This is a genomic window from Ruegeria sp. AD2(2025) (assembly GCF_056542385.1).
This window is the reverse complement of the sequence record NZ_JBQFZS010000008.1, coordinates 140,998-156,850: the sequence shown is the minus strand read 5'-3', so window position 1 is coordinate 156,850 and position 15,853 is coordinate 140,998. Positions and strand designations below refer to the sequence as shown.

General features: G+C 59.5%; 13 protein-coding genes. 3 read left to right on the top strand and 10 right to left on the bottom strand.

The genetic code is table 11. From position 1 onward, the window contains the following. Positions 1 to 28: 28 nt before the first annotated feature. Positions 29 to 4,432, bottom strand: coding sequence for a PA14 domain-containing protein (locus ACR1XV_RS16090; RefSeq protein WP_480533133.1), 4,404 nt, complete (start codon positions 4,430 to 4,432; stop codon positions 29 to 31). Positions 4,433 to 4,864: 432 nt separating this feature from the next. Here ACR1XV_RS16090 and ACR1XV_RS16085 point away from each other — a divergent pair, with 432 nt between their 5' ends. From ACR1XV_RS16085 to ACR1XV_RS16075, 3 genes are all read left to right on the top strand, one after another. Then, the gene (locus tag ACR1XV_RS16085) at positions 4,865 to 5,845 is read left to right on the top strand and encodes a glycosyltransferase family 2 protein (protein ID WP_480533131.1); all 981 of its coding nucleotides are present in this window, start codon (positions 4,865 to 4,867) and stop codon (positions 5,843 to 5,845) included. A 133-nt stretch (positions 5,846 to 5,978) separates the two neighbouring features. After that, entirely contained in the window at positions 5,979 to 7,184 is a 1,206-nt protein-coding gene (locus tag ACR1XV_RS16080) for a glycosyltransferase family 4 protein (protein WP_480533129.1), read from the top strand. A gap of 3 nt (positions 7,185 to 7,187) precedes the next feature. Continuing rightward, complete coding sequence (locus tag ACR1XV_RS16075; protein WP_480533127.1) at positions 7,188 to 8,174, top strand: polysaccharide deacetylase family protein; 987 nt, start codon at positions 7,188 to 7,190, stop codon at positions 8,172 to 8,174. Position 8,175: 1 nt separating this feature from the next. On the opposite strand, the gene ACR1XV_RS16070 is transcribed toward ACR1XV_RS16075, so the two are convergent. The 9 genes from ACR1XV_RS16070 to ACR1XV_RS16030 form a co-directional block, all read right to left on the bottom strand. Then, the gene (locus tag ACR1XV_RS16070; RefSeq protein ID WP_480533125.1) at positions 8,176 to 9,753 is read right to left on the bottom strand and encodes a hypothetical protein; all 1,578 of its coding nucleotides are present in this window, start codon (positions 9,751 to 9,753) and stop codon (positions 8,176 to 8,178) included. Between the two features lie 31 nt (positions 9,754 to 9,784). Then, positions 9,785 to 10,864 (bottom strand): WavE lipopolysaccharide synthesis family protein, encoded by a 1,080-nt coding sequence (locus ACR1XV_RS16065; protein WP_480533123.1) that lies wholly within the window; start codon positions 10,862 to 10,864, stop codon positions 9,785 to 9,787. Continuing rightward, the gene (locus ACR1XV_RS16060; RefSeq protein ID WP_480533121.1) at positions 10,857 to 11,615 is read right to left on the bottom strand and encodes a glycosyltransferase family 2 protein; all 759 of its coding nucleotides are present in this window, start codon (positions 11,613 to 11,615) and stop codon (positions 10,857 to 10,859) included. Before ACR1XV_RS16060 ends, ACR1XV_RS16065 begins: the two co-directional genes overlap by 8 nt. Beyond that, positions 11,609 to 11,929: a cupin domain-containing protein gene (locus ACR1XV_RS16055; protein WP_480533119.1), complete on the bottom strand. Its 321-nt coding sequence runs from the start codon at positions 11,927 to 11,929 to the stop codon at positions 11,609 to 11,611. The genes ACR1XV_RS16060 and ACR1XV_RS16055 overlap by 7 nt, the downstream gene beginning before the upstream one ends. Beyond that, positions 11,926 to 12,672 (bottom strand): glycosyltransferase family 2 protein, encoded by a 747-nt coding sequence (locus tag ACR1XV_RS16050; protein WP_480533117.1) that lies wholly within the window; start codon positions 12,670 to 12,672, stop codon positions 11,926 to 11,928. Before ACR1XV_RS16050 ends, ACR1XV_RS16055 begins: the two co-directional genes overlap by 4 nt. Beyond that, a complete protein-coding gene (locus tag ACR1XV_RS16045) occupies positions 12,669 to 13,301 on the bottom strand; it encodes an HAD family hydrolase (RefSeq protein WP_480472327.1) in 633 nt (210 codons plus the stop codon). The genes ACR1XV_RS16050 and ACR1XV_RS16045 overlap by 4 nt, the downstream gene beginning before the upstream one ends. Then, on the bottom strand, positions 13,291 to 13,923 hold the full coding sequence (locus ACR1XV_RS16040; protein WP_480533115.1) for a PI-PLC domain-containing protein: 633 nt from the start codon (positions 13,921 to 13,923) through the stop codon (positions 13,291 to 13,293). The genes ACR1XV_RS16045 and ACR1XV_RS16040 overlap by 11 nt, the downstream gene beginning before the upstream one ends. Positions 13,924 to 14,055: 132 nt before the next feature. Next, the gene (locus ACR1XV_RS16035; RefSeq protein WP_480533113.1) at positions 14,056 to 14,931 is read right to left on the bottom strand and encodes a class I SAM-dependent methyltransferase; all 876 of its coding nucleotides are present in this window, start codon (positions 14,929 to 14,931) and stop codon (positions 14,056 to 14,058) included. A gap of 73 nt (positions 14,932 to 15,004) precedes the next feature. Further along, positions 15,005 to 15,847 carry a CpsD/CapB family tyrosine-protein kinase gene (locus ACR1XV_RS16030; RefSeq protein ID WP_480533111.1) on the bottom strand — a complete coding sequence of 281 codons (843 nt, stop codon included), beginning with the start codon at positions 15,845 to 15,847 and terminating at the stop codon, positions 15,005 to 15,007. Positions 15,848 to 15,853: the final 6 nt, after the last annotated feature.

The window sequence follows — 15,853 nt, the reverse complement described above, 5'->3', positions numbered from 1 at the left end:
CCTGATTGGGGGTGGACCTCAGCCTTGCTTACAGGTCGAACACTTCCACGGTTACCGTGGCCTGAGTGAACTCACCATCGTCATCGGCAGCCCAGTAGTTGAACGTATCCACTCCGACAAAGTCCGGGTTGGGGACGTAAAGCAGCTGCCCGTCGTCCTGCACATAGATGTTGCCATTCGGAGTGGTGGACAGGCCATCAACTCTGAGATCATCGCCCGCTGCGTGCGAATCATTCGCCAGCACGTCGATCAGAACCCCGTCGCCACCGGCGGCGGTCGACGCCGTGTCATCCTGCGTGGTCGGGCCGACGCCATCAAATGAGATGACACCGTTATACTGCGCGCCGCCCCAATAGTTGATTGCCCAGGATCTGGCGATCTGTTCGTCCGTCATATCCAGCGTAATCACGTGGCTCAGCTTCAGCAGCTCGCCCGTCGCGCGATCGGCCACAAAATCCTCGATCACCAGAACATTCTGGCCCGACTCGGTCTTGTAGTAGCCTTGGGTGGCGATGAACGACGCAATGTCATCATGCCAGGACAATGTGTGCACATCGCCTTCGAAGTCGCGGGGCCGGGTCCCGATCGAGTCGGTCTTGATGCCACCAAGCTGATAGTCTTCATTCTCGGAGATCGCCCTGTCGGCACCAAGAACGTAACCCAGACGACCGGCCACCAGCTCATCCGAGGACATGATGGTGTGCCGGTCAGGATTATAGCCGACATAATCTGTCTCGACGTTGCGCATGACCACGTCGATAAAGACATCATCATAGTCGACGCCGTCCTCACCAAAGTGGAAAGGCTGATCCAGATGGGCGCCAATGATAAAGCCATCAATGGTCAACCCGTTAGCCACGATGTCAAAGGCGTTGGCACCAAGCTGGAAACCGATCTCGGGATATTGCGGATAGCCGCCCTGCGCCGCCAGAAGATCGAAATCAATAAGCGTATAGTGCGAACTGTAAGACAGGTCGACGCCGCGCGACGTCTCCCAGTTGAGGAACCCGTCCATCACCGAGCGGACATCGTGGTTCTGGCTCGGGCTCGCCTTGACCACGATAATGCCAACCTCGGTTCCGAAGGCTTCATTATTGTGGAACCCCTGGATCGGCGGCGTATCGAGGCGCGTATACTCACTGCCATATGCAATTTCAGGCTGGTCCAGATTCTCGCTCAGCGGATCGCGAGGATGGCCGCGGGTCATCCACACATATCCATGGGTCGTATTGGCCGCCACGTTGTCCGCAGCCTCAACCAGACGACCTGCGAAGAAGAACCCTTCACCGGTCCGGCCATTGTCGTGCCGCGCCACGTCAGGGCCCAGCTTAACCTCGGATTCGCCATACGAGATGCCGACGGTCCTGATTGCGATGTTGTGCGACCAGACACCAGTTTCATTGCCATCTTCGGCCACAAACGCCGCGCCAAAGATATCGAAGGCCACGTTGTCGCTGAAGATTGCGTGGCTGTCATGGTGGGCATAACCCCAGCCCGGCGACCCGCTGACCGAGTTGCCGATTGCAATTGCGGGGTTTTCCTGATCCTCGGTACCGGTCCGATGGAAATGGAACGGATAGCGGGTCTTGATGTTGGAATCCGCCTGGACGTTGTCCAGCGTGGTCACATCAAATGCCGGTTCTGATTTGTCGGTCCGGCCCAGATCATCAAAGGCCGCATAGCGCACATCAACGTCATCCGAATGCATGAACATCGTATGGCCGCGGTGATGGGTTGCGGTATCTTCTCCGTCCTCGCTGTAGAAAGTGATATTGCGCGAGGTGTTCGCGACATATGCCGCGAGGTCCTCGCGCGGGGCATCGTGATCGTGCTCCAGCGGGCGGTCGATCGTCAGCGTGTTGCCGTTGATCGCGGTGATGACAACCTCTTCATCCTCGCTCTCGTGGTGGCGAATGACGTCTTCACCCGGGGCGCGGTACCAACCCTGCTTATGGGTGCCGGTCAGAACGATGGTATCGCCCACCTGCCAGCCTTCAGGAATCTCGCTGAGCGTGATTTCGGTGTCGCCGGCCATCGGCGCGTCGGCCACGGTCAGGAAGCTTGTCTTCTCGGCCCCGTGAATCTCGACCGAACCGTGCGAGATCACGCCGCGCGACAGCAGCATGGGGTCCCAGCCGGTATCAATGTCACCGTTATTGGCGATCACGATCTCGACATCAACGTTGTCGCCAATCGGGTTTTCTTCGGTCCCGATTTCCAGACGACCCGTCGGAGAGACGATCATCGTGTCGATCAACATCTTCGAGTCGGCATTATGCGCAAATGACAGTTCGCCATCAACGCGTACCGTGAACAGAGACGCATCGCTAACGCCAGCGTAGTTCACCGATATCCCCTCGGGAATCAGAACCTGCGCGCCTTCGCCCGGAATGCGGCCCTCGTACCAAGTGCTCTCATCGAACCAATCGCCGTCGCTGATCGCAACATGAGTCGCCTCGGCACGGGGTACGAGGTTCAGAACCTGCATATGCTCGGCAGCCATGCCAGCGTCGCCGCTATGCGCATGGGATTCCGGCTGCGCCATGACTGCGGCGACATAATCGTCAACCTCGTCGGGGCTGGTCGGCGGCGGAACGTGGCCGTCGCTGTGGTTGTCGTGACCGCTGCCTGAACCGTGTCCGCCCGAACCGTGGTCTCCGCCGCCGGTATGGTCGCCATCACCTGTATCGGTGTCTCCGTCCGAGCCATCATGCCCGTCCGAACCATGATCGCCGCCGTCGGTATGATCACCATCGCCCGTACCGGTGTCGCCGCCCGAGCCGTGGTCGCCGTCGCCAGTCTGACCGTCGTCGCCCGTATCAGTGTCGCCGTCCGAGCCATCATGCCCGTCCGAACCGTGGTCGCCGTCACCCGTGCCGGTGTCGCCGTCCGAACCATCATGGCCACCCGAACCTTGGTCACCATCACCAGTCTGATCGCCGTCACCCGTGCCGGTGTCGCCATCCGAGCCATCATGTCCGCCCGAACCTTGGTCACCGTCGCCGGTCTGATCGCCATCACCTGTATCGGTGCCACCGTCCGAGCCATCATGCCCGTCGGTACCATGCCCACCGCTTCCGGTATCGGTGGCATCGGCGTAGCTCAGCGCTGTGCCATCAATCACTTCACGGCGGCCATCGCTATCCGGCCCCGCCCATTCCAGCTGCAGCGTCGCCCCACCATAGGCCTCGAAATACCGAATCTCGATGTCATGAGCGCCAGCGGTCAGCTCCAGCGTCACCTGCTGCTCAAGGGTCGCATGGATCCCGTCATTGTCGATCACAGGCTCGCCATCGATATACAGCGCCGAGCCGTCATCCGATGTCAGATACAGCGTGTAGGTGCCTGCCTCGGCCACGTTCAGCTTGCCGGCGTACCGCACTGCAAACAGGTCACCGGGACCACCTTCCCAGAAGGGCTCGTAGCCATTCATGAAGCTCAGGTTCTCGACCGTGCCGGTTCCATAAGGGGTGGCGTCAAAATCGATGTCGCGGATACTGTGCGCCGCTTGTGACAGGATGAAGTAAGCCCCTTGCAAACCCTGCCGCGCCGCGCCCGATCCGGTGTCGTGACCGCCGTCGCCGGTGCCGTCAGAGCCGGACTGATCGGTATCTTCATCCGTCTGACCGCCCTCTTCCGAACCGTCGGAACCATCTTCATCGGTGTCGTCACCCGATCCGGTGTCACCTGTATCACCGCCGGACTGATCGCCCGTATCAGGCTGATCGCCGTCACCTTCTCCGCTTTCGCCGTCAGTCTCATCACCCGAACCGCCGGTATCTGCATCGCCGCCGGTCTGGTCACCTGTGTCGGTGCCATCGGTGTCATCTTGCCCAGTATCTTCACCCGACCCGGTGTTGCCGGTATCGTCACCAGTGTCCGGCTTATCGGTGCTGCCTTCACCTGTATCGCCGCCGGTCCCGGTGCCGCTATCCCCATCGGTATCGCCGTCAGACCCCTGATCGTAGTTATCTGTCGTATCCCCGTTCGAGAACGCCTCGCCGCGGATGTTCTCACGAACACCGCCGCTGTCAGGGCCTTTCCAGTCCAGCTGCAGCGTGGAACGCCCGCGTGCGTCGAAATACCGGATCTCGATATTGTGCGCTCCCGCTTCCAGATCCAGAGTGATTTCGCTTTTGCGGCCACCCCGGCCACCTACGTTTTCGGCAACCAGCTCTCCATCCAGATACAGCATCGCGTTGCTGTCGGACTTGAGGTAGAACGTATACGATCCCCCCTCAAAGACGTTGAGATCGCCGTGGTAGCGCGCCGCGAAGTAATTCTTGGCCCCACCTTCCCAGAAAGCGCCCCGCTTCCTATAGATGTCCAGGGCATCCACGGTAGAGATATCCGTCGGACTACCGGCAAAATCCACATCCGCGAGTCCGGTATAGCCCGAATCCAGGTTGAAATATTCTGCGATGAGACTCATAGCTACGCCCGTTCTGTCAAATCCCGATGTTTCGGGATGATTGTTTCCACTTACTGACCTCAGAGAGGCCCAAGTACGGCAAAACTGTGTCGGGCGGCAGATGCCGTCGTCTTCGCCCGCAAACTAGAAACAACTTGAGCACTACTTTCGGAGGCCCTGTCAGCCACCTCTGGACGATGTTCCGGGCACATCTGGCTTCGGACGCAATTAAGCCGTCCTTTGGCGCCTTTGCCCCAATGATTCCACATACTTACTGCTCGCCCATCATTTTGCGGTTCAACCGCGTACCTGTTATTGGACTGTTTCAAATCTTGTAACAGTTCAAGTTAAGGATGATGGGAACATTGACGGCAAGCAATTTGCAGCGCAATTTTTTGCCATATGGGCGCAAAAACGCCGATTTTCTTTCGTTTTCTCCCTATAGGAGAGGGTATGGACGGCAACTCGCGCATTGGAATCGTCATAATAGGGCGAAATGAAGGCAGCCGGCTTGTCGCATGTCTGGATTCGATTCCGCAAAACGTCGGGCAGATCGTCTATGTCGATTCAGGATCGACCGACGGAAGCCTCGAAGCCGCCCGGCGCGCCGGGGCCAGAACCGTCGAACTGGATATGAATCAACCCTTTACCGCGGCCCGTGCCAGAAATGCAGGGTTCCGCGTGCTGAGGGAATACGCAGAGATCAGCTTTGTGCAGTTTGTCGACGGCGACTGCATACTACAGCCCGCTTGGTTCAAAACTGCCGCGGATTTTCTGGCTCAATCCCCCAAAACCGCCGTCGTCTGCGGCCGTCGACGCGAACGGTTTCCCGATGACACCGTGTATAACCGGCTATGCGACATTGAATGGGATACCCCTGTCGGCCAAACGGATTCATGCGGCGGTGATGCGATGATGCGCGTCGAGGCGCTGGATCAGGTCGGCGGCTATCGCGAGACCATGATCGCAGGCGAAGAACCCGAGCTTTGCGTGCGATTGCGCGCCCAAGGCTGGCAGGTCTGGCGGTTGGACGAAGAGATGACGCTGCACGACGCGGACATCACCCATCTGGGGCAATGGTGGCGCCGGGCCCGCCGCAGCGGTCACGCCTTCGCCGAGGGCGCAGCCCTGCATGGCGCAGCCCCCGAACGGCACCGCATCCGCGAGGTGCGCCGGATTCTGGCATGGGGTGCCGTGCTGCCGGTCGTGCTGGTGTTGGCGGCCGCTCTGGTGTCGCCCTGGGCGCTGTGCCTCGGTCTGATATACCCGCTTCAAGTCATCCGCATCGCCCGCCGGGACGGCCTGGGCAGAAAGTCCGCCTGGGAACATGCTTTCTTTCTGGTTCTGGGCAACTTCCCCGAAGCACTGGGTATTGTCGAGTTTCACCTGCGGCAATGGCGTGGCAAACCGGCAGGAATTATTGAATACAAATGATCCGGGACCTCGCGAAAGCTTGCAGATGTGCCTTCTTTCTGCCCTTCTGCAACGGCAAGGTTGCGATTTGAACATATGATTTCCCAAAGACCCCGGTCCGGGGTCGGCGGCAGGTAACAGTAAGGTATGCCCAATGCGTGTGGCCTATTTGACCAACCAGTACCCCAAAGTAAGCCACACCTTCATCCGGCGCGAGATCAACGAGCTTGAACGACAAGGAGTCGAGGTCGAACGCTTTGCCTTCCGGGGCTGGGACGCTGATGTCGTAGACCCTCAGGATGAAACCGAACGCGGCAAGACCCGCTATACGCTTCAAAACGGATTGGGATCGCTGCTAATCGATGGCCTGCGATACGCGGTGCGAAACCCCGGGCCGTTCTGGCGCGGGCTGAAGGCGGCGCTGTCTCTGTCGCGCAATGCCATGCGCCCGTGGCCCTACCATCTGATCTATCTGGCCCATGCCTGCCGGATCAAACGCTGGCTGGATGAAAACCCCGTTTCTCACCTGCACGCGCATTTCGGTACGAACCCGACCGAAGTGGCGTTGCTGATCCGCCAGCTTGGCGGTCCGGGCTACAGCTTCACGATCCACGGGATGGATGAGGCCGACAACGCGCCAAAACTGGCGTTCGACCGCAAAGTGGCCGAGGCCCGCTTTGCCGTCGCAATCAGCGCTTTCAGCCGCAGCCAGCTTATGCGGCATGTCCCGCCGCAAAACTGGCCACGGCTCAAAGTCGTCCATTGCGGGCTGGAACAGGATGCCTTTGCGGAAGCCAATTCAATCTCCGCTGTCACCACGCCGCACCTGTTGTGCATCGGTCGGCTGAGCCCGGAAAAAGGCCATCTGATCCTGTTGCAGGCCTTCGCCGACATCCGGCGCAGCCATCCGCAGGCCCGGCTGATTCTGGCCGGGGATGGCGAGCTGCGCAGCACCATCGAAACCCGCCTGACCGAGCTTGGCCTGACCGATGCGGTCCGCATCACCGGCTGGATCTCATCGGATCAGGTGCGCGACGAAATTCAGCAGTGCCACACGTTGGTGCAACCCAGCCTGATCGAGGGCCTGCCCGTGGTGATCATGGAAGCCATGGCGCAAGCCCGGCCCGTCATCACGACCTACGTGGGCGGCATACCCGAACTGGTCCAGCCCGACAAAACCGGATGGCTTGTCCCCGCAGGCGATGCCGAAGCGCTGGCTGATGCGATGCGGACCGCCCTGGCCGCCTCTGCCGAGCAACGGATCGAAATGGGCAGGTCGGCGCTGGACCGGGTGCGCGCGCGCCACAGCATCAACACCGAGGTCGAAAAGCTGCGCACACTGTATCAGGAGCAGTGCTGAGAGATGCGGGCGCTCAAGACAACCGCCTTGGCCCTGCTCAGCAACGGACCGGTGCACGCCGTATTGCGGGCGCGGATGCTGCGCGATGCACCGACCTTGGTGCTTTGTTACCATACGCTGGGGCCGGATGCCGACACCATCGACGCCTGGACCGTGACCCGCGCGGTGGATTTCAGAGACCAGATCGCCCTTTTGCGGCAATGGTTCGATATTGTAAGCCTCGATGAGGCGCTGGACCCGGCCACGCCAAAACCCCACCGACCCCGGGCGGTAATCACCTTCGATGACGGCGATACCGGCCTGTTCACACATCTTCTGCCAATCGTCAAAGCCGAGGCGATACCGGTCACCCTCTATATCGCGACCGCGCAAATCGAAAGCGGTCAGCCCTATTGGTTTGACCGTGTTATGAACGCGCTGCAAAACCCCGGGCCAACAACGATCAGCCTCGATGCCGATGGTGTCAGAACATGGCGGGTGGGACCCGAGACCGGTGCCACGCGGTGGATGGTGATATCGGACATCCTTGAAACCCTCAAGACCGTCAGCCCCGAACAGCGCGAGGACCTGACCCGCACCATTCTGGAACAGGCCGGACCAGCGCAAAGCAAGTTCACACCGCTGGCCCCGCTGACCGTCGAACAACTGCGAGAGTTGGCCGCGAACCCCCATATCACCATCGGGGCGCACAGCCATTGCCACAATCTTCTGGACCAGATCCCTCTGGATCAGGCCGAGGCCAGCATCCGAAAGTCACGCGACCTGCTGCAGAACTGGACCGGTCAGCCCATCGATCATTTTGCCTATCCCAACGGGAACCATACCCCCCAGCTTGGAGAAGCAGTCCAGCGGGCCGGATTCCGTTCGGCAACGGTCCTTGAGGGGACGCTGAGCCCGACCACGCCCCCCGATCCCTATGCCATCCCGCGGGTTCTGGTGGGGCGCTATGACAGTCTTGCGCGCCTGCGCCTGAGGTTCATCGGCTATTAATTCAGGACGAAGGGTCTGAGCGGCGGCCCAAGACGCCCAGATTGGCGGCCTCGTCCTTGACCAGAACTTCAAAGGCCTGCCTGAACGGCTTGTCCGGGCCCGGCTCATGATCCGGCCAGTCGGCAACACCGCTCCAGTCCGCTATGAACTCAATGTCGCTGGCGACAACATAGTTGAGGACATGGCCCTCCTGCTTGAGCGCGCGCAACGCGTTGGGGTTCACCTTGCCGTCCAGATTTATGGTCCGGTCGCGCCAATAGCCCAGCGTTCCCGTCTGCACGGCCCCAACCCACGCACCGTCGGGCACATTGTCCTGTACCCAGCCGACAACCTGGAAATGCCCCTGATCCTTGACTCCGGGGATCAGCAAACGCCCCAGCAGACCCAGACACATGACCACCGCGACAACGCCCAGCACCTGCAGCATCGGCCGGGTGACACGCCCCCGCGACCATTCGGCCGATTTCAGCCCGATGACCACGGTAGCGATGATCAGCAAAGGGGCCAGCGGCGCCATATAACGGCTCAGGAAATGCGGTGCCCCGAAATAGAGCCCGTAGTAAGACGCCAGAAAGACCCCAAACAGAAAATAGGCCGCGACCACCAGACGAGACCGATGGCCCGTGCGCCATACAAGGGTCAGGAACACGGCAAGTACCAATGCGACGATCAACCCACAGACAACTATCACGACCTGCATCCCTTCGACCGCAGCGGGCAGCGGCAACATCGGGAACAGATGCTCAAACAGACGGGTCGGCAGCAGAGACAGGTTGCTGCCGAACCCCGCACCATGGGACTGGGAAATCCCGCTGATGGGTGTGATCGAGCCGAACAGCAGCTTGTTGTAGATCAACCATGGCGCCGCAAACAGCAGCGACAGCACTCCGGGCGGGACCAGCCGGCGGATAACCGACAAGAACCGGACCCTGAGAACCAGCAGCTCAAACAGTCCCCAGACCGCGAAAATGGCCACAACCAGCAACGCACCATCAATACGCGCCAGAAATGTCACCCCGCACAGAGCGCCCAGATACAGCCGGTCGGCCCCCGTCGCCTCAAGCCCCTTGTCCAGAATCTTTCCGAACTGCAGCAGCGTCAGAAGCACCATCAAGGTATAAAGCCCGGTTTCCAGAGCGTTCATGCTGTGCAGCAAAAGCAGCGGTCCGACAAACCACAGGGTCGCCACGAACCAGCTCCAGACCGGATCGTCGGTGTGTGGGGCAAGGATGGTTCGCGCGAAGCGTTGCAGCGCGAAATACCCTGCTACCGACAGCGCCGCGGAAATCAGAATGATCCCGGCGAGGCTGTCCACCTTGTCGCCCCCGGTGATGAAATAGGGGATCGTGAACAGAAAGGTTGCCAGCGGCTGGACACCATTTGTGACAATCGTCCCTTCCGAGACGGTCATGCCCAGCCCGATGGCCATGTTTCGCGCAATCGTCAGCATCAGGTAGCCGTCTTCGGTAATGAAGAACTGCGCCAGCGCCTCTTCACCCGCGACAATCGGGAAAAGGCGATAAATCACGCCAATGATGAACGCGGCAATAATCGCAATAAAAAGAAGTTTTCTACTCATAAGCACATCAGGTCCTGATCAGAGCGGGGGCTTACCCCGATGATCCGGGTTCAATGACCTCCATAAACCGCAGATCCAGCGCCTTTTCATATTTTCGCCCGTCCGCTGGTGTGACGGTGCCGGAATACAGAAGCAGCCAGTCCGAGAAAGTGAGTTCGTTGCGGGTCCAGACAAGATCGTACCGGTTGATGAACTCACGCAAGGTACCGGTCTGCACCTTGGCCCAGAAAAAGTCGGTCGTGGCGTAATCGACCACGCCGAAGCAATCCCGGTAGGCGGCCCAGTTGTCCTCGATCGTCCAATCCAGCGGGCGGCCGATTTTCTCAAGAAAGCGCGACGCGATATAGCTTTCGGCGACCGCGATCCGGCACATCTCGCCGAGGGGCTTGCTGGCGTACATCTCAGGTACGGTTTGGGGCCAGTCGTCGGGCGGTGGCGACAGGTTCAGACCGGGTGTCCAGTATTTCAGCATATCATCCGCATGACCGAACACGGTCTGATCCCCCAGATGATAAGGGGCGTATTTCAGGGTTCCGTGACCCACGCCAAAAATGCGGAACTTCTGATCAAACCCGCCGTTGGGCGGGAACGTATGCGCCATGCTGGCCAGAAATCCCATGACGTTGTGGCGATACAGGCGCTGATCGGTGCGGGTTTTCATGATCCAGTCGGCGCCGTCCTCATGGACCCGGCGCACCCCGGCACCTGCGCTTACCAGCTGCATGTTCAGATTGGACATCCCCGGAATTTCGGGCTTGGCCGACAGAACGATCTCGACCCCCTCCGCCCGCAGCGGTGCCAAAAGGGCTTCGGGCGTATCCTCCCAGGTCGAAAGATACCGCCGGACCCCCGGCATCGTCTTCTCATAGATGCGCATCGTTTCGAGGGTGAAGTTATCGTCTTCGAGAATGGGGCCCTGCATGACAATCGCCATGGGCCCCAGATCTTTTTCAGGCTCGGCCATCGGGGCCACCTGGTAGCTGTATTTTGGCCTGCTGGTATAGGTCAGAAAAGCCTCGCCCCACCGGTTCATCCTGTGCATCGTCGACAGCAGAACCCGGCGGCCGAGTTTCAGCGGGATACTGTTTTCGCCTTCGGGATCGTTATTCATCTGCCAATCCCTCGACCGCGACCCGCGAAACGGCAGAATCCAGAAATGCATCCAGATCGACAGGCACGCCGATCCCATGCATACCCGCCCCGACCTTCCCGATCGAATGACAGACAATCTGCGCACCCTGATCCGCCATGGCCGTATAGACCGGGGCCACGTAGAACTCGCCATTCACCCGGATGTCCGCCGCGATCATGCGATCCGCCGCCGCGACGAAATCAGAACCCTTGGCGAAGTTGTAGATACCAACCGTCGCCTCATCCGAAACAACAACCTTTTCCACCACTTCGACCACGCGTCCGGTGTCATCCCGACGCACAAAGGACCATTTGTCGTCATCCGCCCACATGGTCATGATCAGTCCGTCAGCTTCACCGAGATCGGCCAGATAGGCGTCGATATCGGCATCGATGTACTGATCGCAATTGGCGATCATCAGCGGATCGTCATTATCAATCACATCCCGCGCCAGTAGCACGGTGCAGGCTGCGCCTTCGGTCACCTCATCCACATAGATGATGCCGCAGCCCGGTGCCCAGCTTTGCAGCTTGTCCGCAAGCCCGTATTCCGCGTCGTGATCCCGCAGGATCAGAAAGGTAAAACGATGCGGGATGCTGGGGGTCAGGTTGGCGATGACAACCTGAATCATCGGAATCCCGTGCACCGGGATCAGAGGTTTGGGCAACTCATAACCAGCAGTCGCGAACCGGCTGCCGCGACCTGCCATCGGCACGACGATGTTCAACATAGATATTTGTCTCCGGCTACGCTGGGCAGTTTTACAACGACAGTGGTGGTATCGGTCAGCGCCTCGAAATCCGTGGCCTCGCCCGGCTCGATCAGGACGATGTCGCCGTCCGAGTATTCCTGATCATTCATGCGTACGCGGCCCGACACAATCAGCGTCACCTCGGGCGCGACCTTGTGCATGTGGCGCGGCTCAAGACTGCCCGCATCGTAGGTTTTAACGGCAACCTCCGCGGCGTCCGTCCGCAAGACAGCCGGGTCGAAATCACCCACGAACCAGCCCTTGGTCATGTCATTCAGGCGAAACGTCTTCATGCCCGCGCCGCCTTTCTGCGCGCGACCAGCTCTTGTTCATATTCCTCGACCGCTTGCGGCGTCGCCAATGAGATATACTGATCCCGCTCGATCCGATGAATTCCGATTTTCTTCTGCGACAGGATCATCTCGTTGAACGAGGGGCAGACAAAGAAGCCGCCATTCACATCGGCCCCTTTCAGGATCATGGTTTTCGCCGCTTCGACAAAATCAGCACCCTTGCGGAAGTAATAGATCCCGGCCGTTGCGTCGCGGCTGATCGGGCGTTTCTCGGCGGCTTCGATCACCAGCCCGTCACTATCGGTTTTGACGAAAGACCAGCGCGGGTGAACACTGTCGAAAACAACCGTTCCCGCATCAAGATCGCGCGACCGGAACCCATCAATCACCGACCCGATATCGAAGGCCAGAACCTGATCCGAATTGGTGATCACCAGTTCCTCATCATTGTCCATATGCGCCACCGCCAACAGGGCGGTGCAGGCAGCACCGGCAGTCTTGCCATCAGCACGCACGACCGAGCAGCCGGGGATCAGCAAGCGCAGAACGTCGCCCAGATGGAACCGCAAATCATCTTCTTTGCGAACGATGAAGACAAACTCAGCCCCGTCAATACCTGTCAGCGGCTCGGTCGCGTGATCAATCAGCGGACGACCGTCGATCTCGATAATCGGTTTGGCAAAGGGGAAACCATGTTTGCGGAACAGATCATCTCCGCCCGCCATTGGGATCACGATTTTCATGCGGCGCGCTCCTCTACCTGAGCAATGGCATCCAGAATACGATCCAGTTGCACGTCAAATACGGTCTGGACAACCAGCAGCGGGCAGCCTGCCTCTTCTGCAGCCTTGATCCCATTTGGGTTGTCCTCGACCACCAGACATTGCTCGGGTTTCAGGCCCAGCTTTTCGGCGGCGGTCAGGTAAATCTCGGGATGCGGCTTGGCTTTTTTCACATCCTCATTGCTGAGCATCACATCGAGGTATTTCGACAGCGCCGCCTGATCCATCATCAGTTCAACGCTGCTGCGCACCGCGTTCGAGGCAAGGCCCAGCTTGTAGCCGCGCGCCTTGAGGTTCGACAGCGCGTATTCATGCACGAAGATCGGGTTGCAGTTCAGATGTACCTGATCAATCGTGAACTTCTGCTTCAGCGTGTTCAGAAACCCGTGCAATTCACGCGGCAGGCCGCGTTCTTTCGACAGCATCTCAAGCTTAACACGGGTCGGCAACCCGTCGAAGGTGGACAGGTGATCGGCTCGCGAAATCTCATATCCGAAATGTTCCAGCGCCCGGTTCAGGGCGTGGAAATGCCATTCCTTGGCGTCGATCAGCACGCCGTCCATGTCAAATACTACGGCTTCAATGGTCATCGAAAAACTCTCTGGCTTGTTCAGGATAATCGGTGCAAATCAGGGCATTTTCATGGCCCGATGTGTCGGAACCGCGCAACATCTCCCACACGGGGCGATGATCGCGGCCATGTAATTCGGGCGAAACGATGCAGACCCGCTTTCCCGCATCCAGATGGCGCTCGACCACGTCTGGGCCCCACCAGTCCGAATGAAACGCATCCAGCCACACCCCTGCTGCGCGGTCATAAAAGCTGGGGTCCATCTCCTCGTCGCTATGCCGGGTGAAGACCGGAATGCCCGAGGACAACCAGCGCAGAGCGTCAGGGACGGACATATCGAAGACAAAGGCATCGCGGATCGAAAACGCGTCTAGCAGATCTCGGGTCATATCGGTCAGCCCGTCCGCCTTGACGTTCAGCGCCAGCGTCAGATCCGGCCCAAGTTCGCGATGAATCTCGGCCATCTCGGCCGCCAACATGCACGCGTCAACCGGCGGGTCATGAGACACCACCAGCGCCCCGGCCAGATCACGCAGATCGGTTTCGGTACCGAAACCCATTTCAAACGAGCGCTTGAAGGCAACCGGCAGGTTCTTTTCCTCCGCCGTTTGCCAATAACCCCTGTGGCTAAGTACCTGCATGACTGGAACAACTCACTAAAACGATTCTACTCTAAGGTTAACGCAGGACCCGCTCAAGAAATTTGGGAACCCCGCCAAATCTGCGTCGCTTTTCGAAACATTGCCACGACAGCGCCGGTATTGTGGCCACTTTTACAACGCCGCGGAGTAATGGAAACACGTCTCAACCCCCGCGCTGCATTCCGGTGATATCTGGGTCAAACCCGCCGCGGACAGCCAGCGGCGCATCGCGCTGCGGCTTGGATAGACGGGGCGCGACGTCGAATAGGCCCCCGGGGGGCGCAGCAGGCGGCGACCCGACACGGTATAGGCGAGCGTATTGACCATGGTAATGGTATAGGCCTTTGCCTGCCCCAATCCCCGGAACAGCGCAGGCGCTTCATACCAGCCATACGCGCCCAGGGTTCCGCCCACGATGATCAACTCTCCTCCGGGAGTCAGAATGCGCGATATCTCGGCCAGCGCCTGCTGAATCTCAAAATACTGATGAGAGGTTACGCACAGAACCATATCGACTTCGTCATCGGCAAATGGCAGCTTTTCAGCCTGGCCATCGCGAATATCGGCAGCCTTCAGCCCCTCGCGTTCGGCAAATATTGCGCCCATCTGCCGATAGCCCGCAACAGGTTCGATCCCGCACACCTCGGCCCCCGCCGCAGACAGCGACAACAGGTTCGCACCCATACCTGCGCCAATTTCCATGACCTTCCGGTTGCTGAAATATTCGGCCGTCAGGTGCGGTGCCGCCCCCTCGAACGGAAGCGCTTTGTCCCGGCCCAGCCAGAACGCATATTCCCGGCAGGAATCAGCGGCCATGCCACCCTGCGCGGTCAGTTGTCCTTCAGGTCCATCGATCCAGCCCAGACCTTCGGCCACCGGGGCCGCAATAGCCGCATACGCCGTCGCATCGGCCATCATGCTTTTCTGACCCATGAAGCGGATCAGTTGTTCGGCCTCGGGTGCAAGCAACCGGTCACGAATCTGGTTCAGTTCGGCCTCAGACCACATCGCAGCCCCCCGGCGCGTAACTGCAGCAGATAACCGTCACACAGGGCTGTTTCCGCATACAGACGCGCTCCGCTCAGTACCCATAGTTGTAGGGCTGTTCCATATAGCGGCACTTGTTAAGCACCACGCCCAGCAGATTACTTTTCTGCCGGATCTCGTGCTCACAGGTCTTCATCTCTTCAACCGTCGATGCCTCGGCCGCTGCAACAAGCAGGACGCAGTCGATCTGATCCAGAAACGCCAGCGTATCATCGCAGGTCAGCAGCGGTGGTGTATCGAAAATCATGATGTCAGGAGCGTACCGCGCCTCGAGATCGTCGATCACGCGCGCCGCATCTTTGCCTTGCAACAGCTCGGACGGATCCTGCGCCGGTCTCCGGTTGGTGGCAAAGGCAAGCTTTTGCTTATAGCAGCACATATGATCCTCGGGCTGGGATTCGTCCGCCAGCGACGAGGCAAAGTTATGGGCTTCCTTGAAGTTCAGCATCTTTTCAATTGACGGTTTGCGCATGTCCAGATCAATCAGCATGGTCCGGATATCGCGCTGCCGGCCCAGCCCGAAAGCAAGGTTCAGGCAAAGGGTCGACTTGCCGCAGGCGCTGCCCGGCGATGTCACCGCAACCCTGCGCCAGTTGTTCTTGCGCATTTCATGCAGCATCCGGGTGCGCATCCCGTCAAAAGAGCCCGAGTTGGGCCCCGCCTGATCCGTCACGATCCGCGCCCGGCTCAGCGTTTTGGGTTTGAACTCAACCGTCGGCAGCTCGGCCCAGGCCTTGTCGATGGCCTCTGCCTGTGTTGCTTCGGCACTGGGGGCCGGTGCAACGGGTTCCGCGACCGCAAACGGCCCTTTGGGTTCGGGCTCGGTCTGCTGACGGGCTTCGCGGGCTTTCTGAATTGCAGATTGGATACGTTCCATAAGTAA